The organism is Bacillus cereus ATCC 14579 (assembly GCF_000007825.1).
GTDB lineage: Bacteria > Bacillota > Bacilli > Bacillales > Bacillaceae_G > Bacillus_A > Bacillus_A cereus.
Genome location: NC_004722.1, coordinates 4,049,576 through 4,075,074, shown reverse-complemented (window position 1 = coordinate 4,075,074; position 25,499 = coordinate 4,049,576). Strand labels below are relative to the sequence as shown.

Sequence of the window (25,499 nt, the reverse complement as noted above, 5' to 3'; positions counted from 1 at the left end):
CCCCCTTATAGAAATCCGTTTTCTTGTAAAAAGCTTTCGGTCATTGAACCTACTCGTTTTGTAGGTTTAGTAATAAAGCGTTCAATATATTTACCAATCATGTCACACTCAATGTTTACGATATCTCCGGCATTTTTTGCTCCAATGACAGATTCGCTTACTGTGTGCGGGATGAGTGAAATCGTTATGGAAGATTCGTCTATATCAAATATCGTTAAACTCGTTCCATCAACAGCAATGGACCCTTTCTGCAAACAATAGCGCAGTAGTTCATCAGAAATTGCTATTTTGTAATAGACGGCATTGTAATGTTGTTTTTTATTTAAAATCGTTCCGATTCCATCAATATGTCCTGAAACGAAATGTCCACCGAATCGTCCGTTTGCAGCCATTGCTCGCTCTAAATTTACTTTAGAGTGCGGTTTAAGCATGCGAAGTGATGTCGACTGCATCGTTTCAGGCATTGCATCAACTGTAAATGAAGTAGTTGTAAAGCTTGTTACAGTTAAGCAAATACCGTTAACCGCGATACTATCACCTAAGTGAACATCTGATAAAATTTTCTTTGCATGAATCGTTAATTTCATCGCTTCTCCGCTTTGTTGCATGTTTGCTATCGTTCCTAATTCTTCTACAATTCCTGTAAACATTTCGTCACCTCGTTTCGGGCATTCGCAACGATTTTTATATCATCACCAATTTGTTTCATCTCTTGAATTTTCAAGGAAAGCGCATTTTGTAATTTTGAAAAACCATTTCCTCCAAATAAAGTAGGAGCATCTTTCCCACCAATTAATTTCGGGCTTATATAGGTTACAATTTCATTAAAATTGTTTGTTTTTAAGAAACTTGCATGAATCGATTGGCCACCTTCAACGAATAGAGAAAGAATTTGTTTCTCTCCAAGAAAGGAAAGAAGGTCCTCGATTTCTATATGTTTCGTTTCCATTTGGAATATAGCTATATTTTTAGATTCATAAGAAGATATCTTCTCTTCCTTTACATCCTTACCGACAATAATCCATGTCGGTGCTAAACCATCTGTTATAACATGAGAAGATGGTGGCGTTCGTAAATGGGTATCTAAAACAACGCGAATAGGATGTTTCCCACCATTTGGAATTCTTGTTGTTAAATGAGGATTATCAGCTATAACTGTATTCACTCCAACAAGAATTGCATCATGTGTATGGCGATATTGGTGAACATCAGCACGTGCTTCTTCACCTGTAATCCACTTACTTTCACCAGTTACAGTTGCTGTTTTTCCATCTAAGCTCATCGCTGTTTTGATTGTTACAAAAGGGCGCTTCGTTTTCATGTAGTGAAAAAAGTAGCGATTTAATAAAACTGCTTCTGCTTCAAGAACACCGGTCGTTACTTCAATTCTAGCTTCCTCTAATCTTCTTTTTCCGTTACCAGAAACGAGCGGATTACAATCGAGAGTAGCAATTACAACACGCTTAACTCCTTTTTCGATGAGCAATTCACAACAAGGTGGTGTTTTTCCAAAGTGGCTACACGGTTCCAGTGTTACATAAACGGTAGCGTCTTTGGCGTTCTGACCAGCCATTTGAAGGGCATGAACTTCTGCGTGTTCTTCACCAGCTCGTAAATGAGCCCCCATACCAACGATGTTTCCATCTTTTACAACAACAGCACCAACCATAGGATTTGGACTTGTTTGTCCTGATGTCCCTTCTGCTAACTGCAGGGCAATCCTCATATATTCTTGATCTGTCATTTTCTTCACCTCTCCTAAAAAAATCAAAAAACCCCAAGGATTTAATATCCTTGGGGTTTGGGAGACGTGATTTCTAGAAATATAGTTTGAATACGAAAGCATAGGAAAGAAACCTAACGATAATTGATATTTCTGCATAAGGAAAAAACCTAGCAAAATATCGAATTTTTAAACGCTAGTTGTCTCTTTTTATTTCAGTATAAAAAATAAGTATAGAAAATTAAACATATATAAAGAATCAAAATGAATCTTTAAAAATATGCATACTGAAATAAAAGTGTATTCACTATATAAAAAACTAGAAACATATCCTTCTCCCATCCAGACTATACTGTCGGCCCTAGAGTTTCACTAGATCCACCGTTTTCGAGTTGAAAACGGGTCACGGACTTAGAAGTTTTCACTTCATCACCGCCGGTTGGGAATTTCACCCGACCCCGAAGGATGCTGTTTGCTCAAATTATAGCACAAAAAAAATAAAAGGCTAGTAAAAAATATTCGAATGTGAAGAATTGTGTGAAAATATATGCAGGCTGGAATGGAAATAAAAGTATTAGAAATGTTGTAAGGAGAAGGGATATAACGGAGTTGCTAAAAAGAAAAAACATGCACAAAAAAATGTGCATGTCACATGTAAAATTATTCTGCCTCTGGTGCTCTAACAACAGATTCGAATTTACCTTTATGCGAAGCGTCGCAATAAGGCATATTTTTTGATAAACCACAACGGCATAAAGAAAATGCCGGTTTTGCTGGGAATACATTCCCTTGTGAGTCGACTAATTCCACGTCCCCTGTAACGCGAAAAGAGCCATTATCATTTACTTTAATTTGTACTTTTGCCAACGTTATCCCTCCTTCCCAAACGCTTAATTTCATCATATAATCAAGGGAAGTGCTTGACAATATAAAAAGAGCACTTTGTTTGAGAAAGAAGAGAGTGTTATAATAGTTTTCATAACTGACTAGAGTAAGGTGACGAGAGATGGATAAACAATTACATACATTACGAAACATTGCAAATGAGCGCACGTGGGCATCATTTTTGAATGATAATCATCCATATAGTTTGTTACATTGGTCCATTGCAGGTGTAGGGCAAGAGGCAAAGGATGTTTGGTTACTTCAAGATGAAGTAACATTTCAAACGACAGAATTCCCAACGTTAGATGATGCAATGCAATGGATTTCTGAAAATATGGAACAAGTTACAGACGTTTTAGCGCAATAAAAAACAGGCTTATGCAAGCCTGTTTTTTGTTTCTTTCACATATGTGTTTAAAAATTGATCGACGGCTGCTTCGTACTCTTCTTTATTTTCGTTATAAGAGCAAGCGTGTGCACCGTGTTCTGCAATATAAAGCTGCTTATTATTTTCTTTCGCTTCATATAACGCTTTTGTCATATCAGCTAAAATATAGTCGTCATCTTTACTATGAATAAAGAGAACGGGATTGTTAATGTTTTTTATACAGTCGATTGGTGAAACTTCACGAATTGTATAACCGTCACGAACTTTCAAAAATGCGTTTGCTAAAGGTAATAAAGGCCATTTTGGTAAATGGAATTCAACCTTTAAACGGTGCTGTAATTGTCCGTGAAAATCAGAGAAAGGACAATCTGCAATATAGAAATCAGCACCATCTTCTACAAGTCCTGCGTATTGAAGAAGTGTTGCAGCTCCCATAGATTCACCATGAATACCAAGTGTAATATTGGTGCCAAAACGGTTTTTTAGCCAGTCAACTACGGATTTTAAATCATGTTTTTCATAGTATCCATAGCTTGTTGTTTTTCCGCCAGTTTTACCATGACGACGATGATCGTAAATGAGGACGTTATATCCCCTTTTTAAGAATAAGTTTGCATATTTTACAGAGTTTATTTTATTTACAGTTACACCGTGGCAAAAAACCATAAACTTATTGGTGGAATGACCGGCAGGAATGTAATATCCGTGAAGGTCGTATCCGAATTGTGAAGGAATATGAATTTCTTCTTTATGAAGAGCATCAAAATCCTCTATACGAAAATGTTTTTTCGTTTCTCTTTCGAGTACTTCTTCCTCTGTTTTTTTCTTTAAGTACATCACTTTATTTGTAAAGAAAATCCCAAGGGCAGTTATTGCACCTAGTATAGTAAACAATGCTGCAAAAAAACGTTTCATACTTTACCTCATCCTCCAAATACCGTTACATGTGATACACTTATATTGTATCACAATGATATAAAAGGGGAGAAATAGGAAATGCTGCATATACAAAAAATTACGCCAGCGATGAAAGAAACAATCCGAATGTTCATGTGTGAGAACTGGGGAAGTTCATTGATGGTTTCACGTGGTAAGGGACATCAGTTAGAAGAGTTGCCAGGATTTGTTGCGCTCTCAGATGACAGAATAATCGGAATTATAACGTATGAAGTGACCGGAAATATATGCGAAATTGTATCGCTAGATAGCTTTGAAGAAAGAAAAGGAATAGGGACGAAACTTGTGGATTGTGTATTACAAGTTGCAGAAGAAGAACGGTGCAGACAGGTTTGGCTTATTACAACAAATGATAATATGAATGCGTTACGATTTTACCAAAAACGTAATTTTGTAATGACTAATTTATATGTGAATGCGGTAGAGGAGGCACGAAAAATAAAGAAAGAAATTCCACGTATGGGATATGATAATATTCCAATTTTACATGAAATTCAGTTGGAGTATCGTTTAGTGAAATGATGTAACAATTTTCAGAAATATGAGTTATTAATCTTGACGGATAGTGTAATTTAGGTTACCGTAAAATTGTAATCTATTACCATATTAAGGGGTGACGATGTGGCAACTATACGTGATGTTGCAAAATTGGCAGGTGTTTCAGTCGCAACCGTTTCACGAGTTATTAATGAAAAAGGATACGTTCATGAGGACACAGTAAAACAAGTAAAGGAAGCAATTGAAGAATTACGTTATAGGCCAAACAGTGCAGCGAAGCCACTATTTAAAGAGAGTTCAACGATAATTGCATTACTTGTAGATAATTTATGTAACCAATCAAACATCACTTTGCTACATTGTATTGAGGAAATAGCATATAAAGAAGGCTATCAAATCATTATTTGTAATATAGAGAATAAAGATAGATACATACATATGCTGAAGCAAAATAACATTGCAGGTGTTATTTTGACGAGAGCAGTTTTTAAAAGTGTAGGAGAAATTCCATTTCCGTTTGTTGTGATCGATGAGCAACAATCACATGGAAATTATTATGAAAGTGGACAGAGAGCTGTTTCTTTATTAAAAGAGAAAGGGTGTCACTTTCTTGCATATTTCGGTGAGGGAGAAGGAAGTGAAGAAATGGAAGATCATATAGCAGGGTTTTTAGACGCTGTTTGGGATGAAGGAATCTCTTATCGAGAAGAATGTGTACAAGGGTATACAAATAAACAATTTATTACATTATTGCAAAACAATCCGTATATAGATGGAATTGTAGCCTCAAGTGATCAGATTGCTATTGAGTTAATTCGGTCAGCGAGATTTCTAAATATACATATACCAGATAAATTAAAAATTGTTGGACCGAATGGGAGTATAGAGTGTGAATGGATAGGTTCATCACTACCGACAATTGAAAGCTATGTCAAAGATAACGGAAAAGTAGCTTTTCAACAATTAAAAGGAAAAATAAAAAAGTAAAAGGTGCGTTTTATACGCACCTTTTTATAATGTAATTGCGGCAATAAAGCCAAATATAAGTAACGGTATATTGTAATGTAGAAAAGTGGGTACACATGTATCCCATATATGATGGTGCTGACCATCAGCATTTAAACCGGATGTTGGTCCAAGGGTACTATCCGATGCTGGAGATCCTGCGTCACCTAGTGCTCCGGCTGTACCGATAATTGCAATTGTGGCCATTGGACTAAATCCAAGCTGAATGCAAAGAGGTACAAAAATGGTTGTTAAGATAGGGATGGTTGAAAAGGATGAACCAATTCCCATCGTAACGAGAAGTCCAATAACGAGCATAAGAAATGCAGCGAGTGGTTTGTTATTTCCGATTATATGTGCACTCGTTTGCACTAGAGATTCAACATGTCCTGTTTTTCGAAGAACAGCGCCGAATCCAGCGGCAGCAATCATAACAAAGCCAATAAAGGACATCATACGCATTCCGCTTGTTAATATCGCATCTGCTTCTTTAAGTGGTAGACTGCCACTAACTGATAAGACGATAATACCTGCTAAAGCACCGAAAATCATTGATTCTGTTGTTAATTGAACAGTTAATGTAGCAATGATAGATAATAACCCGAAAGTAATGCTACGTTTTGTATAGGGAACGATTTCATTTTCGGTAGTATGAATTTGTTCTGTTTCATACGTACGAGGTTTTCGGTACGTAATGAATACCGCTACACATAATCCAATAATCATACCGATTGCTGGAATAGTCATTGCTTTTGGAATAAGTGTGACATCAAATGTAAGGCCGCTTTGCGCAGCGTTGGTTTGCAATACGTCATGATAAATTTTTCCGAACCCTGCAGGGATCCACATATAAGGAGTAATCAATCCAAATGTAATAATACATGTGACAAGTCTGCGATCCACTCTCAGCTCATTTAATACTTTTAAAAGTGCTGGAATTAAGATGGGGATGAAAGCAATGTGAACAGGAATCACATTTTGTGAGAAACAAGCCATCGTTAAAATAATGAATAAAATAAGTATTTTAGAATAAACTTGTTTTTTCGTGTCTTGTTCATTGCCAATCCATTTTAATGCAGTTTGAATCATAGCATCTGGAAGTCCTGTTTTGGAAAGGGAAATAGCGAAACCACCAAGCATTGCATAACTTAAAGCGATTGGAGCACTGTTTCCAAGACCAGTTGTAAAAGTGTTAATCGTTTCTGAAATACCGAGTCCGCCGATAAGTCCGCCTGTTAAAGCTCCAACAATGATGGCGACAATGACCTGGACACGTAACAAACTAAGCAATAGCATAATTGCTACTGCGACGAGTACAGCGTTCATAATAAATGTAATCTCCCTAAATTTTTATTCTGTTAAGACAAGTAAATATGAAACATTTTGCTATGTTTATACATACTTGCGACATATTATTATAAAATGTTTTCTATGAAATGTAAAAGAGCCTTTTGTTACTAATGCTGAAAAGCTAGCTCTTGTTTAATTGATTGTAAAGAATTAGCGAATAATTTTGGTTCTTCTAAATCAGGAGAATGTGCTGAATTTGGGAACCAAATCATCTTTTTTATAGGCGCTTCAATAATATCGCAATATTCCTGAACGAGTGCATAAGGAGTTTGATAATCATAGCGACCAGAACAAAAATAAACTGGAATAGATAAACTTGAGATAGAAGAAAAGAAATCGATTGTCAGCATTTCTTCCCATAAAATGCCAGATTTTAAATTTCCTGCGAGAAACTTGAACCAATCTAATAGCGTATATTCGGGAGAAAAGAAACCTTTTCGTATGAAAGAAAAGGAAGATCCGTTTTGGATTGCGCCTCCAAATGTGCCAAGCCACTTTCTTTGAATAATGAGACGTCTCGTATCTAAAAATGGTGGTTTGCCTAATTTTAAAAGGGAAGCTAATGCTTTTTTATGATCATGTTTTTTTGCAGAATGAATTAAATGTTGATATAGCAATTCTTCATTTTGTTTCATATGTACAATTTGCCCAATACCGATGTAAGCCTCGATATACTTTGGATATTGATGTGCTATGTTAAGCCCAATAATACTTCCCCAAGAATGACCAGCGAGAAATAGTTTTTGTTTGTTGAACTTTTTAAGTACATATTGAATCACTTCTTTTGCATCGGAAACGAATTGTTCGATTGTGAAATTTGCTCCGAAATCTTTCATTGAAAAGGATTTACCAGCTCCGCGCTGATCCCAATTAATAACAATAAATTGCTTCTCTAATTCTTTTTGAAAATGGCGAATAAATCCGATTTGTGCCATCCCAGGTCCGCCGTGACAGCATAATAAAATAGGTTGCTCTACGTTTTGTCCACGCATAAGGAGAGTTTGTTTTCGATTATTAATCATAACGCTTTCTATCGTAGCGATACTATTAGGAATAAGTTTTTTGTTTTCGTTATAGAACTGAGGGGTGTAGCTACGAAAAAGCATATTGAAAACCTCCTTTTGTGAAATCGTATGAATCGCACAGGCTATTCATTTTGCATATACTGTTAGAAAATCATTGTAACATACCATACTAGTGTCATTTCAACACGGGAGGAGGGAAATTGTGACGATTGGAGAAATTATAGATGGTTTAAATAGACGTGAATCCATCGCTATTATAGCAAAACGTCTTGAAATAAGCCCGTATACATTATCGAAGAAATTAAGATTGATTGGATACGAATATGATGGAGAGCAGAAGAAACGTATTTTTGTAGGAGATGGAGAAGAACCACGTCACTTACAACTCCAAGAAGCGACCGCCCTTCAATATGAGAAAACAGATTATCAATTATTAATTTATGAGCAATTACAAAGCATTTATGAGTTATTAAGAAAAAGAGAAGAAGTAATTGCACCAATTGTGAGTAAAAGTACAGAGAAAAAGAGACGGACCTTTTCTATTAATACAGAAATATTAGCAAGATTGGACCTTATATCAGAATCGAAAGGAATTCAAAAATCTAAACTTGTAGAAGAGGCGTTGCAACAATTTTTACAGCAATATGAAGTTGACAAAACATCACATTTTGATAACTAAAGAAAAGGATACTGTGTTCATTAGAAGAACGAGTATCCTTTTTATGATGTATATTACGTATAAAATAGAGGGTCAGTACAAATCCTTTATGCGTGAAAAATGAAATTTATTATTAGAGAAACACTTAATTTACTTTTTGAATTCTTCCATCAATAACTGGCTGAATTGGTTCTTTTAATTGTTTTACGTAATTGACTAACGCTTCAAAGTCGTTTGGCCCAGTTTCTGCATTTTTACCATTTTTAAATGATACGAATCCATCACCGCCAGAAGCTAAGAAGGCATTTGCAACTACGCTATACGTTGTAGATGGAGATAATTCTTCTCCGTTTGTTAAACGTATATTTGTAACTTTTTCACCGTTTGGTTTATTTGCATCCCACGTATATTGAATACCTGAAATTTGAAGCATTCTTGTTGTTCCTTTTTGCCATTGCTGATTTAAAATATCGCGAATGTCTTGACCTGTTAAATTTACTTTAATCAATTGATTTCCAAAAGGTTGAATGCCGTATAACTCACCCCACGTAATATCACCAGCATCTAAGTCATTACGAATGCCACCAGGATTCATGAGGGAGATTTGAGTTTGCATCGTTTGACGCTGAGCATCGGCAACTAAATTTCCAAGAGTGGACTCACCAGCATCATTTTGTTTACGGTCGATAGGTGCTGTAGATTTTCCGACCACTTCATTTACAAGTGGTGCGATTTTTTCTTTATATTGATCTAGTTTTTTCTTTACTTGTTTATCAGGTTCTACACCTTCATGATACGTTGTAACAACTTCAGCTTTTTTCTTTACAATATCCTTTGTTTTACGATCAATTGTTACATCGACGTCTGAGAAAGCCATTCCATATGAATTTGCTTGGACAATTAGTTTATTATTTACTGTACCATTTACATACGTATGACTATGTCCACCGAAGATAACATCAACTTCTGGGTCTGTTTCATTTGCAATTCGAGTAAGGTCGCCATTTGTTACCCCAGACTCATCGGTTGTTCCACCGACATGAGCAAGAACGACGATAGATTTAACGCCGAGGCGTTTTAATTGTTGTGTTGATTTATTAATTGCTTCTACTTCATCAGTAATTTGTACATTGTTAAGCATCGTAGGCATAACAACATTTGGTGTATCAGTTGTAACAACCCCAATGAATCCTACAGGAACACCATCTACCATTTTTACAGTAAATGGTGGTAAAAATAAGCGGCCAGTTGATTTGTTATAGAAATTAGCAGCTACATAGGGGAAGTTAGCCCCTTTGAAATTTCCTGTTTTTTCATGATATCCACCGTAAATGAGGCGTTTCATTTCATCAATGCCTTCATCAAATTCATGGTTCCCGATTGTACCGACATCAAATTTTAAGTCATTTAAAAATTCAATCGTCGGTTCATCTTGTAATAATGCTGAAACTGGTGGACTAGCTCCGACGATATCACCAGCATGTACGAGAAGTGTATTAGGGTTTTGTTTTTTATGTTCTTTTAAATAAGTAGCTAAGTAATCAGCGCCACCAGCTTCTTTATTATTGATTTTTTTAACAGTATCTAGTTGTCCATGGAGATCATTAATACCAAGCATTTGTACGTCTATGTAGCGGTTTTGTTCAGCTGGATTCTGAGATGGGGGAGCGGCAAATACGCTTGAAAAAGTAATGGTGCTTAAAACAGCAACGGCAGGAATAATTTTTTTCCACATAATATAATTCTCCTTTTTTATAATCTGACATCATACGACATAATTTTAATAGATTCATAGGATTATAGCTACATAAAAATTTAGTCTTTTCGAAAAATTAACATTTTTACAAAAAGTGAATAATAGAGTAAAGACCCTTTTTTATTGTCGATTTCATTGTGTATCTACTATAATGGAGAAAAAAGTAAAAGGTGAGTAGCATGAAGAAAAAGAAACAAAGACAAATGCAAAGACAATCACAAGTGAATCAACCAAAAGAAAGAAACACTTACATTAGGCGATCAATTAAATGATTCACTCATGCAACAATTAAAGAGTAAGAAGAAAGAGTTGCAAGTGAGGGAAGAGGAAAAAGAGGCAGCTGAACTGGAAAGAAAGCGCCAAGAACAAAAAGAACGTGAAAAGAATAAATCATTTGAAGAACTGCTAAGTGAAAGTAACCTTACTTGGAAAGACTTTAAATAATAAAAAAATGATCAGTGAAATACCACTGATCATTTTTTGACGAGCTTGTAAGAAAAGGGGAGTTAGAATGAGAAAAATTGTCGTTGTTCCACATGAAAACCATTGGAGTGAAAAATTTCAAATGGAGGCTAAAAGATTAAAATCAGCGATGCCAGAAACGGTAAAAATTCATCATATTGGAAGTACGTCAGTTCCCGGACTGGCAGCTAAACCTATTATTGATATGATCATGGAAGTAGAAAATATCGAAAGAGTAGATGGGTGGAATGAACGATTTATAGAGCTTGGTTACATCGTAAAAGGGGAAAATGGTATTTCAAGACGCCGATATTTTATTCATGGAACTGAAGAAAAACGCTCGTATCATTTACACGTGTTTGAAAAAGGAAATCCAGAGATAGTAAGGCATTTAGCATTTCGTGATTATATGATGGCTCATTGTGAAGAAGCAGAGGCATATGCAACCTTAAAGAAAGAATTAGCCGAAAAGTATACATATGATGGCGCGTTATATACGGAAGGAAAAAATGAGTTTGTGCGCAATGTGGATGAAAAAGCGAAAGAATGGAGAAAAAATAACGTGAATGAATGAGTTCACGCTATTTTTTAGCTATATAAAAGTGTTATGTAAACTGTACGTATGTTTTGACTTTTGGGATGAATCTTGTTGAAATAAAATTGTGGCTTATAAAAAATGTAACAATGAAAGGGAGACGACTGTGCATATTCCAACAACTACACTTCATAATGGCGTGAAAATGCCGATGATTGGTCTAGGCGTATATAAAGCGAAAGAAGGAGACGAAGTAAAGCAAGCAGTAAAAACAGCGTTAGAGGTTGGATACCGTTCGATTGATACAGCAACTGTATATGAAAATGAAAGCGGTGTCGGAGAGGCGATACGTGAATCAGGAATTCCAAGAGAAGATATATTTATTACAACAAAAGTATGGAACGACGATCAAGGATATGAGGAGACACTCGAGGCGTTTGAAAAGAGTTTGAAAAAATTACAAATGGACTATGTAGATTTATATTTAATACATTGGCCGGTAAGAGGGAAGTATGTTGATACGTACCGAGCTTTAGAGAAATTGTATGAAGAAGGTAAAGTGCGTGCGATTGGTGTTTCTAATTTTCATAAACATCATTTAGAACTATTATTACCAAATTGCAAAGTGAAGCCGATGGTAAACCAAGTGGAACTTCATCCGATGTTGACGCAATTTGAGTTGCGAAATTATTGTCAAGATGAGCAAATTCAAATGGAAGCATGGAGTCCGTTAATGAGGGGCGGAGAAGTATTCCAGCATCCAATCATTCAGGCTATTGCTAACAAATATGAAAAAACACCTGCACAAGTTATATTAAGGTGGGATATTCAAAGCGGGATTGTTACAATTCCTAAATCTGTTACACCATCTCGTATTAAAGAAAACTTTACTATTTTTGATTTTGCACTAACTGAAGAAGAGATACGTCAAATTAACACGTTGAATCGTGATTTACATGTAGGAACGAATCCTGATAAATATGATACGTTATAAAAAAGACTGTCTCCTAATACTGGAGACAGTCTTCTGTTTTATCGGTAATTCGATATTTTTAACGATGCAAAGCATATGTGTCATATTTAACAATCTTTTGAAGTTGTATATATTCTTCTTTCGTTAAAGGTAACTGTTGACTAGCTCGTATATTTTCCTGTAATTGTTGAAGAGAGCTTGCACCAGGTATAACAGCTGCAACAGTCTTATTATGTAAGCAATATTGAATAGCTGTTCCTGTTAAAGAGCGTTCTCCAATCATTTCTTTTACACTTGCTAGAGTTGCATGTAATTCATCGTAAGAATAAGAGAGATAATCCTTTTCCTTTACTCTTTCTATCTTTCTTGCATTATTGTCAGTTAAAATTCCTTTTGCAAGTGGCCCGCGGGCAATGACGCTAATTTGGTGTTCATTTAGAAGGGGGAACCATTCTTCTGGACGACGATTTAAAAGGTTATATTCCATTAGTACACTAACGATGTTTGAGCGTTTTGCATATTCACGAACGACATTTGGGCGTATAGAAGAAATACCGTAATGGCGAATAATCCCTTCCTTTTTCAATTCTTCAAAAGCTTCAATTGTTTCATCTATTGGATCTTCAATTGTTCCGCCATGAAGTTGGTAAAGGTCAATATAATCAGTTTGAAGTCTACGTAAACTTTCCTTTACTTCAGTCTTTATGTAAGCTTTAGAAGGATCCCAAGACCAGCCATTTTTTTCTTCTGTCCAACGATTTCCAACCTTCGTTGTAAGTACAATTTGGTCTCTTCTTCCCTTCAAGGCTTTTCCAACAAATTCTTCATTTAATCCGTAATCATATAAATCTGCTGTATCAAAAAAATTAATTCCTAAATCGATCGCTTCATCGATAATATGCATAGCTTCTGTTTCAGATGTACCGAGAGACATACAGCCAAGGCCCATTTCTGTAACAAACAAATCTGAGTTTCCTAATTGACGTTTTTTCATAGGTCAACCTCCTTACCTTTATTGTACGAGAGGGAAAAGAGGTTGACAAACGTTTACTTTCCGCTTCGCATTAACTGCCCGTAAAAGCATGATTAATGTTTCACTTTATTTGCTGTAATCCACTCTTGTACAGTTGTATACTCTTTGCTATATTGCTTTAGCTTATGGCGAATTTGCCATGCTTTTCCGACTAAAGTGACGCGATTTGGTAAAATATAAACTTTCATTTCTATCACGCTCCTTTCAATGTGGTAAAATGTATGAGGAAAGAATAGGAAATAGAACAGGGAGATGAAGTAGTATGAGTAATCTTGCAGAGAGAACAGTAAAAACTGAGCCAATTTTTGATGGTAGAGTTATAAAAGTTCGTGTTGATGATGTAGTATTACCAAATGGAGCAATGAGTAAACGTGAAATTGTAAATCACCCTGGTGCAGTTGCTATTATTGCTATTACTGATGAGGGGAAAATTGTGCTTGTTGAGCAGTATCGTAAAGCACTTGAAAAGGCGATTATAGAAATTCCGGCTGGCAAGTTAGAACCTGGTGAAAAACCTGAGGTAACAGCAGTTCGTGAATTAGAAGAGGAAACAGGATATGTATGTGAAAATATGGAGCTCATTACTTCTTTCTATACATCTCCAGGATTCGCAGATGAAATTTTATATGTATATAAGGCGACAGGTTTGACAAGAAAAGAAAATAAAGCTGAGTTAGATGAAGATGAGTTTGTGGAATTAATGGAAGTATCGTTAGAAGAAGCGATTACTCTTATGAAAGATCTTCGTATTCATGATGCGAAGACGATGTTTGCAGTACAATATTTACAACTACAAAAATAAACACTCGCCAAAGGCGAGTGTTTTTTAATTGATTTTTGCATATACACGTGCATCACGTAAGCTACCATCTGGTGCTAGGAAATCATTTTCCATTGTCCCTTCTAGAATGAATTCTAGACGTTCTGCTAAGCTACATGCATTTATATTTGTTGCATCAGTACGAATTTCAATTCTTCTAGCGCCTAGTTTATCAAAGGCGAACTGAATTGCACCTTTAACAGCTTCGGTCATATAGCCTTGTTTTGTATAGGCACTATGTAGCCAGAAGTGAAGTGAAAACTTTGGAATATCCCAGTTTTCAGGCTTTAGTGTAATTGCTCCGATGAATGTACCAGATACTTTATCGTATAAGTGAAAATCAAGTGTTTCACGAAGTAAAAACTGTCCGTGAGCTTCGCGAACAATTTCTTCAGCACTCTCTTCTGTTTCAGCGTTAATTGGTATCCACGGTACTAAGTCTTCTAGAGAAGCTTGGATTGCTTCATATACTTCTGCACCATCACCTGGAAATGGTTTACGAACTTGCAAGCGTTCAGTTTGAAATAATGTTGGAAAATCTAATAATAATGGTTTCAAGAGAAATCCCTCCTATTCTCTACTTTTTAGTTTAGCAAAGTAGAGCGGAATTTCAATGTTAATTCGTCATACTTTTTTCTTTCTTTCATACATTTTTAATAAGAGTGTGAACGGAGGGAAGAAAAATGTGGCGAAAAAATTGGCAAGACCGTGTAATGTCTCACATACAGGAAAACTCTTCATTATATATATTTAACGCTGTTTTATTATTGATGGGAGTAATATTCGGAGCCATTCTCGTGAATAGTTTACAAATCAATCAAAAACAAGATTTATCATTTTATTTACAACGTTTTTTTGGACAAGTCTCTAAAGGAGAATTTGCCATTGCGGGCGAAATGTTTCGAGAAAGTTACTTTTCGCAATTAAAATACATCGGATTTATTTGGATTTTAGGAATTTCAATTATTGGATTACCACTTATTTTTATTTTATTATTTGTAAAAGGAGTTGTCGTTGGATTTACAGTTGGTTTTTTAGTAAGTCAGCATGGATGGAATGGACTATTATTAGCATTTGTATCTGTTTTGCCACAAAATTTAATTATCATTCCAGTCTTTCTCGTTATGACAACCATTGCTGCAAGTTTTTCTTTACGGATGATTAGGCATCAATTTATTAGAAAAATAACCGAGCCACTATTACCATTATTAATCCGTTATACATGCTTCTTTCTCGTAATTGGAGTGGTGTTAGCACTTGCTTCTAGTGTGGAGGCTTACGCATCACCAGTTTTAATGAAAGAAGTCGTTGAGGCTATTAATAAAAAATAAATACTTTTTGAGAATAATTATCAATTTGTTTTTATTGTTTTTTCTTTTGACAGAAGCCCTTCTTCTGATATAATGGTGTAAGAGTGGCGAGGAGGGAGTAGTACCGAATGGAAGAAAGAATTGAACGAATTAAGAAGCAATTACATGCAGCGAGCTACAAATTAACACCGCAACGTGAAGCAACAGTTCGTGTGCTGCTAGAAAATGAAGAAGATCATTTAAGCGCAGAAGATGTTTACCTCCTTGTAAAAGAAAAGTCGCCAGAGATCGGATTAGCAACCGTCTATCGAACTTTAGAACTATTATCTGAGTTAAAAGTTGTCGATAAGATTAACTTCGGAGACGGTGTTTCACGCTATGACTTACGCCAAGAAGGTGCGCAGCGTTTCCACCATCATTTGATTTGTACACAATGTGGTGCTGTACAAGAAATACAAGAAGATTTACTTGGTGAAGTGGAAAGGAAAGTAGAACGAGACTGGAGCTTTAAGGTGAAAGATCATCGTTTAACATTCCATGGGATTTGTAAAAATTGTCAAGAAAATGAAACGGATGAAAAATAACCTTTTCCTATTTATCTAGGAAGAGGTTTTTTATTTGAATAAGGTATAAATTGGTGAAAGCTTGGCATATGTTGTAATAACTTATATTTTGGAGGAATTTACAATGCGCCGAGCTTTAAAATTAACTTTTGATGGAATAAAAGTATTTTTATTATTTACAAGTTGTACGATTTTGTTTTATTTCGCTATACTATGGATAAATGAAGAATATGAAAGCTATCATCGTTATGAAAAACCTAAAGAAGAGACTGTAGAAAAAGTATCAGGGAATGAAGAACCGGCAAAGGATGCTTTCGTAAATAGAATGATGTTTTTCTATGAAAATGGGGAGTAGTGTAGAGTGGAAGATCAATTAAAAGATTTTATTCATTATATGGTTGTCGAAAAAGGATTAGCAAAGAATACAGTAGTATCGTATGAACGGGATTTAAAAAGCTACGTAAAGTATTTGCAAAATGTGGAACAGACGAAAACTTTTCATGAAGTGACCCGTTTACACATTGTTAACTTTTTGCAGTATTTAAAAGAGAACGGAAAATCTTCGAAAACATTGGCGCGTCATATCGCATCAATTCGTTCGTTCCACCAATTTTTACTTCGTGAACGAGCGGTAGAACACGACCCATCCGTACATATTGAAACGCCACAAGGGGAACGGAAATTACCAAAAGTATTATCAGTTGATGAAGTAGAGGCGTTACTTCAAACACCAAAAATGACAAGTGCTTTTGGTATTCGTGATAAGGCGATGCTAGAGTTACTGTATGCGACAGGACTTCGTGTTTCAGAATTGATTGCACTCAATTTAGAAGATGTACATTTAACGATGGGATTTGTTCGTTGCATAGGGAAAGGGAATAAAGAAAGAATTATTCCACTAGGAAGTTTAGCAACGGAAGCGATTCAAAAGTATATTGAAAAAGGAAGAAGAGAATTAATGGGGAAAAAAGTAGTAGATGCACTCTTTTTAAATCATCATGGTAATCGATTATCAAGACAAGGATTTTGGAAAATATTAAAACGATTAGCGAAAGAAGCAAACATTGAAAAAGAGCTTACACCTCATACGTTGCGTCATTCGTTTGCTACGCACTTATTAGAAAATGGAGCAGATTTACGTGCTGTACAAGAAATGCTTGGACATGCAGATATTTCAACGACCCAAATCTATACGCACGTTTCAAAAACTAGATTAAAAGATGTATATAAACAGTTTCATCCGAGAGCATAGTTACTATGCTCTTTTTTTCATAGATTAAGAGGGAAAGACAGTTTCACAGAAACTTCACAAACATTTCGTATATTGTTTTCAGCAGAAGACTGGAATATTACAATGTATTTCCTCTATACTAAATAAAGTATAAAGGAGGAAATGATGATGAAAAAACTGATTATAACTTTATTTATCGCGATGCTAGCGTTGGCTGGCTGTAATACAAACAAAGAAGAACCGAAAAAAGAACAGAAACTTGAAGCTGTAAAAGTAGCAGTCCAAACAAATCCGAAAGAAATTAAACCAGGTGAAAAAACAGAAGTACAAGCACTTGTTACACAAGGGAAAGAAAAAGTAACGGATGCCGATGATGTAAAGTTTGAAATTTGGAAAGATGGCGACGAAAAGCACGAGATGTTAGATGGTAAGCATAAAGGAAAAGGTGTTTATGCAGTAGAGAAAACATTCGAAACGGATGGAGTATACCATATTATCGCTCACACAAATGCACGTGAAATGCACGTTATGCCAGAAGTAAAAGTTGCTGTAGGAAATGCGAAAGTAGAAGATGCGAAAAAAGAAAATAGTGATCACAGTGCAGGACATGGAGATCATAAAAGTGACACAATGATCCATCTTATGGCTGGAGACATAAAGGCAAATGCTGAATCTACAATGAAAGTTCATTTAAAGCAAAAAGAAGAAGCATTAACTGGTGCTGAAGTACAACTAGAGATTTGGAAAGATGGTGTTGAAAAACACGAATTTATTCCAGCGAAAGAAGGGAATAAAGGAGAGTATGAAACGAAACATACTTTCAAAGAGAACGGTGCTTACAAAGTGAAAGTACATGTAAGAAAAGGCGAATTGCATGAACATAAAGAAGAAACAATAGAAGTAAAATAAAAAGTAGCTCTTTAGAGCTACTTTTTATTTTTAATATGAAGAAATAAATCATAAAAAAATTAGCACTTCGTTGCAGAATGGATTACAATAGAAGTGTGAAGAAAATGAGAAATTCTACGAAAATGTATTAAAAAGAAAGCGTAAACATGTTATGATATCAGTATCAGATGTCTGACATCTGACTTAGAAAAAACTAGAAATGTTTTTGAATCGTTTCAAGTAAACGAAATAGGTTAGAAAATGATTTAAAGAAGTACTGTTTGACAATGAGAATTCTTTTGGATAACAGTTTCACTTTATAGCGTTTTGAACATACTACAAGAAGTAGAACTGAACTTATAGGAGGTCGCAGTTATGAATAAATATAAACGTATATTCCTAGTCGTAATGGACTCTGTGGGAATCGGTGAAGCACCAGATGCTGAGCAATTTGGTGATCTAGGATCTGACACAATTGGTCACATTGCTGAACATATGAATGGGTTACAAATGCCTAACATGGTGAAATTAGGTCTTGGTAACATTCGAGAAATGAAAGGTATCTCTAAAGTAGAGAAACCACTTGGATATTACACAAAAATGCAAGAGAAATCTACTGGTAAAGATACAATGACAGGTCACTGGGAAATCATGGGCCTTTACATTGATACACCATTCCAAGTGTTCCCAGAAGGATTCCCAAAAGAATTACTTGATGAATTAGAAGAAAAAACAGGCCGTAAAATTATCGGTAATAAGCCAGCTTCTGGAACTGAGATTCTTGATGAACTTGGTCAAGAGCAAATGGAAACAGGCTCTTTAATCGTTTATACTTCTGCTGATAGCGTATTGCAAATTGCAGCACACGAAGAAGTAGTGCCACTTGATGAGTTATATAAAATCTGTAAAATTGCACGTGAATTAACATTAGATGAGAAATACATGGTAGGTCGTGTTATTGCTCGTCCATTCGTTGGTGAACCTGGAAACTTTACACGTACACCAAATCGTCATGACTATGCATTAAAACCATTCGGCCGTACAGTAATGAACGAATTAAAAGATAGTGACTACGATGTAATTGCTATTGGTAAAATCTCTGATATTTATGATGGTGAAGGGGTAACTGAATCTCTTCGTACGAAGTCTAACATGGATGGAATGGATAAGCTTGTAGATACATTAAATATGGACTTTACAGGTCTTAGCTTCTTAAACTTAGTTGACTTTGATGCATTATTCGGCCACCGCCGTGATCCACAAGGATACGGAGAAGCTCTGCAAGAATATGATGCACGTCTTCCAGAAGTATTCGCAAAACTAAAAGAAGATGATCTATTATTAATTACAGCAGACCACGGTAATGATCCAATTCACCCTGGTACTGACCATACACGTGAATATGTACCATTATTAGCATATAGCCCAAGCATGAAAGAAGGCGGACAAGAGTTACCACTTCGTCAAACATTTGCTGATATTGGTGCAACAGTAGCAGAAAACTTCGGTGTGAAAATGCCAGAATACGGAACAAGCTTCTTAAACGAGCTAAAGAAATAGGGGGATAAACAAATGAATCGTGAACTTATTACAAAATCAGCTTCATACTTAAAAGAGAAATTTCAAGAGACACCACCAAGTAGGACTAATCCTTGGATCAGGACTAGGTGTATTAGCAGACGAAATTGAGAATGCAGTAACAGTACCTTACAGTGAAATCCCTGAATTCCCAGTATCAACTGTAGAAGGCCATGCAGGTCAACTAGTATTTGGTACACTTCAAGGTGTAACAGTAGTAGCAATGCAAGGACGTTTCCACTTCTATGAAGGATACGACATGCAAAAAGTAACATTCCCAGTTCGTGTTATGAAAGAACTAGGTGTAGAAACAGTAGTTGTAACAAACGCAGCTGGTGGTGTAAATACATCATTTGAGCCAGGCGATCTTATGTTAATTTCAGACCACATTAACTTCATGGGTACGAATCCATTAATCGGACCGAATGATTCTGAAATGGGCGTACGTTTCCCTGATATGTCTACATCATATACAGTAGAACTTCGCGAAATGGCGAAACAAGTTGCAGCAGACTTAAATATTAAAGTACAAGAAGGTGTATACGTAGGAATGACAGGTCCTGTATATGAAACACCTGCTGAAATTCGTATGCTTCGTACACTTGGCGGAGATGCAGTTGGTATGTCAACAGTACCTGAAGTAATTGTAGCGCGTCACGCTGGTATGAAAGTATTAGGTATTTCTTGTATTTCAAATATGGCAGCTGGTATTTTAGATCAACCACTTCACCACGATGAAGTAATTGAAACGACAGAACGTGTTAAAGCTAACTTCTTAGCATTAGTAAAAGCAATCGTAAAACAAATGAAGGGGTGACTTCACAATGAGAATGGTGGACCTAATTGCAAAAAAACGTGACGGACATGCATTAACGACAGAAGAAATTAACTTTATTGTTGAAGGATATACGAATGGCGATATTCCTGATTATCAAGTAAGTTCACTTGCAATGGCAATTTTCTTCCAAGATATGAACGATCAAGAGCGTGCTGATTTAACGATGGCAATGGTAAATAGCGGTGATACAATCGACTTATCGGCTATTGAAGGTGTAAAAGTAGATAAGCATTCAACAGGTGGTGTTGGTGATACAACGACACTTGTATTAGGTCCATTAGTAGCTGCTTTAGATGTACCAGTAGCGAAAATGTCTGGACGCGGTTTAGGACATACTGGTGGTACAATTGATAAATTAGAAGCAGTTCCAGGATTCCATGTGGAAATTGAAAACGATGAATTCATGCGTCTTGTAAATGAAAACAAAATCGCTGTTATCGGCCAAAGTGGTAACTTAACACCTGCTGATAAAAAGCTATATGCACTTCGTGATGTAACAGCAACAGTAAACTCAATTCCGCTTATTGCAAGTTCGATTATGAGTAAAAAAATTGCTGCTGGTGCAGATGCAATTGTTCTTGATGTAAAAACTGGAGCAGGTGCATTTATGAAAACGGATGAAGATGCAAAACGTTTAGCAGAAGCAATGGTACGTATCGGTAATAACGTTGGTCGTAATACGATGGCAGTTATTTCTGATATGAGTCAACCACTCGGTGAAGCTATCGGTAACGCATTAGAAGTTCAAGAAGCAATTGATACATTACAAGGTAAAGGGCCGAAAGATTTAGAAGAGCTATGTTTAACACTTGGAAGTCAAATGGTGTACCTTGCTGGACAAGCTTCATCTTTAGAAGATGCACGTGAAAAGCTAATTGAAGTAATGAACAACGGAAAAGCGCTAGAATCATTTAAAACGTTCTTATCAGCGCAAGGCGGTGACGCATCTGTTGTTGATGACCCTTCTAAATTGCCACAAGCACAATTTAAAATTGAAGTGGAAGCGAAAGAAGACGGATATGTATCAGAAATCGTTGCAGACGAAATCGGAACAGCAGCAATGCTTTTAGGAGCAGGACGTGCAACGAAAGAGTCTGAAATTGATTTAGCAGTTGGTCTAATGCTGCGCAAAAAAGTAGGCGATAGCGTGAAGCAAGGTGAATCTCTCGTTACAATTTACGCAAACCGCGAAAATGTTGAAGATGTAAAAGCGAAAATTTATGAGAACATGAAGATCTCTAAAGAACACGTAGATGCACCAACTTTAGTACACGGTATCGTAACGAAGTAATAAAAAAAGCTGAGGAGATTTCTCCTTGGCTTTTTTTACTATTTTTTGTTTATAATAATAATGGGTGAAATTATGATTAGAATTTGTGCAGTAACAAAAACAGATGAAGTATTATATGATGTTTCTTTAGAAGAAACAAAGAAAGACCATATTGTATGGTATTGGCTAGATTTATATAAGCCAACGAAAGAAGAGTATACATATATTCTGCAAGACCATTTTAAGTTCCATCCCCTTGCAATTGAAGACTGTCTAGAATACGTACAGAGGCCAAAAGTTGATTTTTATGATGGATATAACTTTTTAGTTCTTCACGCGTTTGGAGAAGATGGGCTAGAACCACATGAAATTGATTTGTTTGTTAGTGATCGCTATATTGTTTCTTTCCATTTTTCTCATAATAATGCAATTGAAAGAGTATGGAAAACACTTGGTGAGAAGAGGCGGATTAAGAAAGGACCTTTACATGTAGCACATACGATCACTGATCAAATTGTAGATGATTATTTCGCACCTGTATATTACATTGAAGATCATTTAAATGCGATTGATGATAATTTAACAGGTGAGACAGCAGGAGCCGTACTAGAAGAAGTATTTGATATTAGGGCAGATTTATCTAAGTTAAGACGTACAATTATTCCAATGCGTGATTTATTGTATCGTATTTTGAATTCCACTCGTTTTTACGGTATAAGTGATCATGAGATTTATTTTAAAGATATACATGATCATTTACTTAAACTTACGGAAATGATTGAGGCAAGTCGAGAGTTAACGGCGGATATTCGGGATAGTTATTTTTCATTAAACTCACATCATATGAATAACATTATGAAAACATTACCTGTATTCTCGACTATTTTCATGCCATTAACATTTATTGCGGGAGTATATGGAATGAACTTTACGCATATGCCAGAGCTTGGTGGACAATATAGTTATTTTATTTGTCTTCTTCTAATGGCATTAATTGGCGGCGGAATGATGGCCTGGTTTTATAAAAAAGGATGGTTTAAGTAAAAAAACACCGAGGATTTCCTCGGTGTTTTTTTTCAACCAATAGCATGTAATACAAACATAGCTAAGAATAAGCATGTAATGATATACATAGATGGTGCGACTTCTTTACGCTTTCCAAGAGCAACTTTTAAGATAGGGTAAGCAATAAATCCGAACGCAATGCCATCAGCGATACTATATGTGAGCGGGATCATGACGATAATTAAGAACGCTGGAAATCCTTCTGAAAAATCGTTCAGAGGAATTTGCTGAATGCTTGTAATCATCAGGCCGCCAATAATAATTAAGATTGGTGCAATGGCACTATCAGGAATTAGTTTGACAAACGGAAGTGCAAACAATGATGCAAAGAATAACAACCCCGTAACGATAGACGTCAGACCTGTCTTTCCGCCTGCAGTAATACCTGCGGCACTCTCTACTGTTGATACGGTAGGGCTTGTGCCAAATAGACCACATGTCATTGCTGAAATTGCATTGGCTTGGTAAGCACGTGGGAATTTACGGTCATCTTCTAATAAACCGTGCAGAAGTCCCATGTTCTCAAAAATAAGCACCATGCTTAAGGAGAATGTTGCAATCCAAAACGGTAAGGAAGAAAGTTTGCCAAATGACATAGCTCCAAACACATCCCCGTAATTAGCGAATGAGAATGAACTATTTCCGATTTGACTTGTATCAACAAGGCCAAATAGCCATGCAATACCAGTTCCTATTGCAATCGTCCATAAAAAGTTTCCACGTACGTTACGAATAAATAGTACAAGTGCAATGATAAGAGTAAGCACGGTCGCAAGAACGACAGGGTTACTTAATTTACCCATTGCAACAGCAGTATTTGGGTTCGAAACGACTAAGCCACCTTTTTGCAATCCGATAAACGCTAAAAATAATCCGATGCCGACAGTAATTGCTTCCTTTAATGACTTTGGAATTGATACTGATAGCACGCGAGCGATTGGTGTAAAAGCGGCAATTGCAAAAATAATACCAGAGATAAAGACAGCAGCCAATGCTTCTTGCCAAGTTAGTCCAAGCGTATGCACAGCTGTGTACGTGAAGAATGCATTTACACCCATACCAGGGACAAGAATAGCAGGTGCATTTGCCCAAAATGCCATGAGTAGACATCCGACAAATGAACTGAAAACAGTTGCTAAAATTCCAGCTTCAAGAGGAATGCCAGCATCGGATAAAATTGATGCATTTACAATCATAATATATACGATCGTGAAAAATGACGTAACTCCAGCTAAAACTTCTTGTTTTGGTGATGTTTCGTGTAAACCTAATTTAAATGTTCTTTCAAGTATTGCTTTCATGTTAAACCTTCTTTTTCATATCCCTCTCCCACCCGTGATATCTCTTTCGTAAGAGCTCACCGTCCTTTATTATATCAGAACATCATGTTTTTACAACAAGGAAAATGATAACGTTTACTTATAAATGAAATTATTTATAAATACGTAAAAATTGCCCGTATTGTTGAAATAATTTCTAACTCTCCCGATTGAATAGGCGGGGCTGCTTGCGCATGTAAAGTAGCATAAGACGTAACCTCCCTTGGTAATTGGGCAGATTCTTCAACGAATGAGAGGGGAACAGGATTAATATTTAAATTATATGTACTCGCAATAGCACGAGCTTTTTCTACTGCTTGGTGCAGAGCTTGAATGAGAGCTTGCTCATAATATTTATTTGGATGAGATACTCGGAAACGTAAACCTTTTGCTACATTTGCACCATTTGAAACGGCTATATCATATACTTCCCCAGCTTTTTGTACATTTAAAACGGTAATTTCATACAAATGCTCCACGCGGTATCCTTGCAGCAAGGCTTTATCATTTACATATTCGTATTGAGGAGTAATTGTATAAGAAATCGTCTCTATATCTTTATCGGCAATACCAAGCTGTTTAAGTGCATCCAGCAATTGTTTGGATTGCACTGCATTTTCTTCTTGAGCCTGTTTTACATTTTTATCATCTGTTCGAATGCCGAGTGTTAATATAACAACATTCGGTTTTGCTTTTACAACACCTTCTCCTTGTACAGTAATAGTAGCTTCTTTACCAGTATTAGCAGTGCGTACGTTGTGTAAATAAGGATTCATTCCACCCTGCATTTTCCATCACCATCCTTTTTATATGTATATGTGTGAACAAAAAAGAAATTTATATGAAAAAAGTTACATAAATGAGAATGTTGAGGAAAGAAAGCATATACAACATAGGTATTTATAGATTATAATATGTGTAAATATGATAAAAAAGGGACGAGGCTATTGAACGAAAAAAGAGAAACGCTGATTTTAGATTTATCTGCATCATTTCGAAAAATGATACGTTTATTACAAAATGATATTAATACACGTTTTGCAGAACATATGCCATATAATGAATTTTCTGTATTACGTGCGTTATTTTTAAACAGTCCACAGATGGCTTCGCAAATTGCGAGTGAAGTAAACGTAACCTCCAGTCATATTACAGCTGTTACAGATCGTCTCGTACGAAAAGGATTAGTAGAAAGAAAACGTTCTAATTCAGATCGTCGAATCGTGTACTTAGAAATTACAGAGCACGGAAGAGAAGTAACTGAAAAACTTGAAGCTGTGCGTAAAGAATATTATAAAGAGAGATTTAAAGGTTGGAGCGACCAAGAAATAGAAATGGTCTTAGAACTATTTGGCCGCGTATTATAATA

28 protein-coding genes, 2 pseudogenes and 1 riboswitch are annotated in these 25,499 nt (G+C 36.0%); of the genes and pseudogenes, 18 read left to right on the top strand and 12 right to left on the bottom strand.

What is annotated here, in order from left to right:
• Window positions 1-5: 5 nt before the first annotated feature.
• The 3 genes from ribE to BC_RS20505 all read right to left on the bottom strand — a co-directional run bounded on the left by ribE (window position 6) and on the right by BC_RS20505 (window position 2,590).
• Complete coding sequence (gene ribE, locus BC_RS20515; protein ID WP_000493908.1) at window positions 6-650, bottom strand: riboflavin synthase subunit alpha; 645 nt, start codon at window positions 648-650, stop codon at window positions 6-8.
• On the bottom strand, window positions 632-1,744 hold the full coding sequence (gene ribD, locus BC_RS20510) for a bifunctional diaminohydroxyphosphoribosylaminopyrimidine deaminase/5-amino-6-(5-phosphoribosylamino)uracil reductase RibD (RefSeq protein ID WP_000131986.1): 1,113 nt from the start codon (window positions 1,742-1,744) through the stop codon (window positions 632-634). The genes ribE and ribD overlap by 19 nt, the downstream gene beginning before the upstream one ends.
• 305 nt (window positions 1,745-2,049) lie before the next feature.
• Window positions 2,050-2,193: riboswitch (FMN riboswitch) on the bottom strand.
• A gap of 190 nt (window positions 2,194-2,383) precedes the next feature.
• Window positions 2,384-2,590, bottom strand: a complete 207-nt coding sequence (locus tag BC_RS20505) for a CDGSH iron-sulfur domain-containing protein (RefSeq protein ID WP_001151582.1) — start codon at window positions 2,588-2,590, stop codon at window positions 2,384-2,386.
• A gap of 139 nt (window positions 2,591-2,729) precedes the next feature.
• Here BC_RS20505 and BC_RS20500 point away from each other — a divergent pair, with 139 nt between their 5' ends.
• Window positions 2,730-2,975: a DUF2552 family protein gene (locus BC_RS20500; protein ID WP_000360793.1), complete on the top strand. Its 246-nt coding sequence runs from the start codon at window positions 2,730-2,732 to the stop codon at window positions 2,973-2,975.
• 9 nt (window positions 2,976-2,984) lie between these two features.
• Here the strand turns inward: BC_RS20500 and BC_RS20495 are convergent, their stop codons facing one another.
• Complete coding sequence (locus BC_RS20495; RefSeq protein WP_000819234.1) at window positions 2,985-3,911, bottom strand: alpha/beta hydrolase; 927 nt, start codon at window positions 3,909-3,911, stop codon at window positions 2,985-2,987.
• A gap of 81 nt (window positions 3,912-3,992) precedes the next feature.
• Here BC_RS20495 and BC_RS20490 point away from each other — a divergent pair, with 81 nt between their 5' ends.
• Together BC_RS20490 and BC_RS20485 are read left to right on the top strand one after the other, a co-directional pair.
• The gene (locus BC_RS20490) at window positions 3,993-4,475 is read left to right on the top strand and encodes a GNAT family N-acetyltransferase (RefSeq protein WP_000902435.1); all 483 of its coding nucleotides are present in this window, start codon (window positions 3,993-3,995) and stop codon (window positions 4,473-4,475) included.
• 99 nt (window positions 4,476-4,574) lie between these two features.
• Entirely contained in the window at window positions 4,575-5,438 is an 864-nt protein-coding gene (locus BC_RS20485; protein ID WP_000201364.1) for a LacI family DNA-binding transcriptional regulator, read from the top strand.
• Window positions 5,439-5,462: 24 nt separating this feature from the next.
• Here the strand turns inward: BC_RS20485 and BC_RS20480 are convergent, their stop codons facing one another.
• Both BC_RS20480 and BC_RS20475 read right to left on the bottom strand, forming a co-directional pair.
• Window positions 5,463-6,782, bottom strand: coding sequence for a Na+/H+ antiporter family protein (locus tag BC_RS20480; RefSeq protein ID WP_000994817.1), 1,320 nt, complete (start codon window positions 6,780-6,782; stop codon window positions 5,463-5,465).
• Window positions 6,783-6,913: 131 nt separating this feature from the next.
• Window positions 6,914-7,912, bottom strand: a complete 999-nt coding sequence (locus BC_RS20475) for an alpha/beta fold hydrolase (protein ID WP_000898962.1) — start codon at window positions 7,910-7,912, stop codon at window positions 6,914-6,916.
• 121 nt (window positions 7,913-8,033) lie between these two features.
• Between BC_RS20475 and BC_RS20470 the strand changes: the two genes are divergently transcribed.
• Entirely contained in the window at window positions 8,034-8,510 is a 477-nt protein-coding gene (locus tag BC_RS20470) for a ribbon-helix-helix domain-containing protein (protein WP_000151931.1), read from the top strand.
• Window positions 8,511-8,634: 124 nt separating this feature from the next.
• Here the strand turns inward: BC_RS20470 and BC_RS20465 are convergent, their stop codons facing one another.
• Window positions 8,635-10,224, bottom strand: coding sequence for a bifunctional metallophosphatase/5'-nucleotidase (locus tag BC_RS20465; protein ID WP_000265553.1), 1,590 nt, complete (start codon window positions 10,222-10,224; stop codon window positions 8,635-8,637).
• A gap of 200 nt (window positions 10,225-10,424) precedes the next feature.
• On the opposite strand from BC_RS20465, the pseudogene BC_RS20460 reads away from it, so the two are divergent.
• From BC_RS20460 to BC_RS20450, 3 genes and pseudogenes are all read left to right on the top strand, one after another.
• Window positions 10,425-10,689 (top strand): annotated as a pseudogene (locus BC_RS20460) (YqkE family protein).
• Between the two features lie 67 nt (window positions 10,690-10,756).
• Entirely contained in the window at window positions 10,757-11,281 is a 525-nt protein-coding gene (locus BC_RS20455) for a GrpB family protein (protein ID WP_001227186.1), read from the top strand.
• Between the two features lie 127 nt (window positions 11,282-11,408).
• Entirely contained in the window at window positions 11,409-12,236 is an 828-nt protein-coding gene (locus tag BC_RS20450; RefSeq protein WP_000547992.1) for an aldo/keto reductase, read from the top strand.
• Window positions 12,237-12,294: 58 nt separating this feature from the next.
• Here the strand turns inward: BC_RS20450 and BC_RS20445 are convergent, their stop codons facing one another.
• Together BC_RS20445 and mciZ are read right to left on the bottom strand one after the other, a co-directional pair.
• A complete protein-coding gene (locus BC_RS20445; protein ID WP_000747210.1) occupies window positions 12,295-13,209 on the bottom strand; it encodes an aldo/keto reductase in 915 nt (304 codons plus the stop codon).
• A gap of 92 nt (window positions 13,210-13,301) precedes the next feature.
• On the bottom strand, window positions 13,302-13,436 hold the full coding sequence (gene mciZ, locus BC_RS20440; protein WP_000870302.1) for a Z-ring formation inhibitor MciZ: 135 nt from the start codon (window positions 13,434-13,436) through the stop codon (window positions 13,302-13,304).
• 74 nt (window positions 13,437-13,510) lie between these two features.
• Here mciZ and BC_RS20435 point away from each other — a divergent pair, with 74 nt between their 5' ends.
• Window positions 13,511-14,050 (top strand): NUDIX hydrolase, encoded by a 540-nt coding sequence (locus tag BC_RS20435; protein WP_000067042.1) that lies wholly within the window; start codon window positions 13,511-13,513, stop codon window positions 14,048-14,050.
• A 24-nt stretch (window positions 14,051-14,074) separates the two neighbouring features.
• Here the strand turns inward: BC_RS20435 and BC_RS20430 are convergent, their stop codons facing one another.
• Complete coding sequence (locus tag BC_RS20430; RefSeq protein WP_000803479.1) at window positions 14,075-14,626, bottom strand: GNAT family N-acetyltransferase; 552 nt, start codon at window positions 14,624-14,626, stop codon at window positions 14,075-14,077.
• Between the two features lie 155 nt (window positions 14,627-14,781).
• On the opposite strand from BC_RS20430, the gene spoIIM reads away from it, so the two are divergent.
• From spoIIM to corA, 9 genes and pseudogenes are all read left to right on the top strand, one after another.
• Window positions 14,782-15,399, top strand: coding sequence for a stage II sporulation protein M (gene spoIIM / locus BC_RS20425; protein ID WP_013142149.1), 618 nt, complete (start codon window positions 14,782-14,784; stop codon window positions 15,397-15,399).
• A 107-nt stretch (window positions 15,400-15,506) separates the two neighbouring features.
• Window positions 15,507-15,962 carry a Fur family transcriptional regulator gene (locus BC_RS20420; protein ID WP_000392657.1) on the top strand — a complete coding sequence of 152 codons (456 nt, stop codon included), beginning with the start codon at window positions 15,507-15,509 and terminating at the stop codon, window positions 15,960-15,962.
• 103 nt (window positions 15,963-16,065) lie between these two features.
• Complete coding sequence (locus tag BC_RS20415) at window positions 16,066-16,296, top strand: YqzK family protein (protein ID WP_001250432.1); 231 nt, start codon at window positions 16,066-16,068, stop codon at window positions 16,294-16,296.
• A gap of 6 nt (window positions 16,297-16,302) precedes the next feature.
• Window positions 16,303-17,193: a site-specific tyrosine recombinase XerD gene (gene xerD, locus BC_RS20410; protein ID WP_000390088.1), complete on the top strand. Its 891-nt coding sequence runs from the start codon at window positions 16,303-16,305 to the stop codon at window positions 17,191-17,193.
• Between the two features lie 147 nt (window positions 17,194-17,340).
• Window positions 17,341-18,081 (top strand): FixH family protein, encoded by a 741-nt coding sequence (locus BC_RS20405; protein ID WP_000733456.1) that lies wholly within the window; start codon window positions 17,341-17,343, stop codon window positions 18,079-18,081.
• A gap of 354 nt (window positions 18,082-18,435) precedes the next feature.
• A complete protein-coding gene (gene deoB / locus BC_RS20400) occupies window positions 18,436-19,620 on the top strand; it encodes a phosphopentomutase (RefSeq protein ID WP_001046079.1) in 1,185 nt (394 codons plus the stop codon).
• Between the two features lie 12 nt (window positions 19,621-19,632).
• Window positions 19,633-20,455: pseudogene (locus tag BC_RS20395) on the top strand (purine-nucleoside phosphorylase).
• A 7-nt stretch (window positions 20,456-20,462) separates the two neighbouring features.
• Window positions 20,463-21,767: a pyrimidine-nucleoside phosphorylase gene (locus tag BC_RS20390; RefSeq protein ID WP_001243069.1), complete on the top strand. Its 1,305-nt coding sequence runs from the start codon at window positions 20,463-20,465 to the stop codon at window positions 21,765-21,767.
• 60 nt (window positions 21,768-21,827) lie between these two features.
• Window positions 21,828-22,790 (top strand): magnesium/cobalt transporter CorA, encoded by a 963-nt coding sequence (gene corA / locus BC_RS20385; protein ID WP_164928349.1) that lies wholly within the window; start codon window positions 21,828-21,830, stop codon window positions 22,788-22,790.
• Between the two features lie 32 nt (window positions 22,791-22,822).
• On the opposite strand, the gene BC_RS20380 is transcribed toward corA, so the two are convergent.
• Together BC_RS20380 and BC_RS20375 are read right to left on the bottom strand one after the other, a co-directional pair.
• Window positions 22,823-24,112, bottom strand: a complete 1,290-nt coding sequence (locus tag BC_RS20380; RefSeq protein WP_000644307.1) for an NCS2 family permease — start codon at window positions 24,110-24,112, stop codon at window positions 22,823-22,825.
• A 134-nt stretch (window positions 24,113-24,246) separates the two neighbouring features.
• Window positions 24,247-24,918, bottom strand: a complete 672-nt coding sequence (locus BC_RS20375; protein WP_001161449.1) for an SIMPL domain-containing protein — start codon at window positions 24,916-24,918, stop codon at window positions 24,247-24,249.
• Window positions 24,919-25,077: 159 nt separating this feature from the next.
• Between BC_RS20375 and BC_RS20370 the strand changes: the two genes are divergently transcribed.
• A complete protein-coding gene (locus BC_RS20370; RefSeq protein ID WP_001003307.1) occupies window positions 25,078-25,497 on the top strand; it encodes a MarR family winged helix-turn-helix transcriptional regulator in 420 nt (139 codons plus the stop codon).
• Window positions 25,498-25,499 lie beyond the last annotated feature (2 nt).

Excerpts from the sequence above, each read along its gene's own strand:
- BC_RS20465 (WP_000265553.1), bottom strand. The coding sequence starts at position 10,224 with ATGTGGAAAAAAATTATTCCTGCCGTTGCTGTTTTAAGCACCATTACT.
- BC_RS20405 (WP_000733456.1), top strand. The coding sequence starts at position 17,341 with ATGAAAAAACTGATTATAACTTTATTTATCGCGATGCTAGCGTTGGCT.
- BC_RS20445 (WP_000747210.1), bottom strand. The coding sequence starts at position 13,209 with ATGAAAAAACGTCAATTAGGAAACTCAGATTTGTTTGTTACAGAAATG.
- BC_RS20435 (WP_000067042.1), top strand. The coding sequence starts at position 13,511 with ATGAGTAATCTTGCAGAGAGAACAGTAAAAACTGAGCCAATTTTTGAT.
- BC_RS20480 (WP_000994817.1), bottom strand. The coding sequence starts at position 6,782 with ATGAACGCTGTACTCGTCGCAGTAGCAATTATGCTATTGCTTAGTTTG.
- BC_RS20375 (WP_001161449.1), bottom strand. The coding sequence starts at position 24,918 with ATGCAGGGTGGAATGAATCCTTATTTACACAACGTACGCACTGCTAAT.
- ribE (WP_000493908.1), bottom strand. The coding sequence starts at position 650 with ATGTTTACAGGAATTGTAGAAGAATTAGGAACGATAGCAAACATGCAA.
- BC_RS20455 (WP_001227186.1), top strand. The coding sequence starts at position 10,757 with ATGAGAAAAATTGTCGTTGTTCCACATGAAAACCATTGGAGTGAAAAA.
- corA (WP_164928349.1), top strand. The coding sequence starts at position 21,828 with ATGGGTGAAATTATGATTAGAATTTGTGCAGTAACAAAAACAGATGAA.
- BC_RS20490 (WP_000902435.1), top strand. The coding sequence starts at position 3,993 with ATGCTGCATATACAAAAAATTACGCCAGCGATGAAAGAAACAATCCGA.
- BC_RS20415 (WP_001250432.1), top strand. The coding sequence starts at position 16,066 with ATGCGCCGAGCTTTAAAATTAACTTTTGATGGAATAAAAGTATTTTTA.
- ribD (WP_000131986.1), bottom strand. The coding sequence starts at position 1,744 with ATGACAGATCAAGAATATATGAGGATTGCCCTGCAGTTAGCAGAAGGG.
- spoIIM (WP_013142149.1), top strand. The coding sequence starts at position 14,782 with ATGTCTCACATACAGGAAAACTCTTCATTATATATATTTAACGCTGTT.
- BC_RS20475 (WP_000898962.1), bottom strand. The coding sequence starts at position 7,912 with ATGCTTTTTCGTAGCTACACCCCTCAGTTCTATAACGAAAACAAAAAA.
- BC_RS20380 (WP_000644307.1), bottom strand. The coding sequence starts at position 24,112 with ATGAAAGCAATACTTGAAAGAACATTTAAATTAGGTTTACACGAAACA.
- mciZ (WP_000870302.1), bottom strand. The coding sequence starts at position 13,436 with ATGAAAGTTTATATTTTACCAAATCGCGTCACTTTAGTCGGAAAAGCA.
- BC_RS20495 (WP_000819234.1), bottom strand. The coding sequence starts at position 3,911 with ATGAAACGTTTTTTTGCAGCATTGTTTACTATACTAGGTGCAATAACT.
- deoB (WP_001046079.1), top strand. The coding sequence starts at position 18,436 with ATGAATAAATATAAACGTATATTCCTAGTCGTAATGGACTCTGTGGGA.
- BC_RS20500 (WP_000360793.1), top strand. The coding sequence starts at position 2,730 with ATGGATAAACAATTACATACATTACGAAACATTGCAAATGAGCGCACG.
- BC_RS20390 (WP_001243069.1), top strand. The coding sequence starts at position 20,463 with ATGAGAATGGTGGACCTAATTGCAAAAAAACGTGACGGACATGCATTA.
- BC_RS20420 (WP_000392657.1), top strand. The coding sequence starts at position 15,507 with ATGGAAGAAAGAATTGAACGAATTAAGAAGCAATTACATGCAGCGAGC.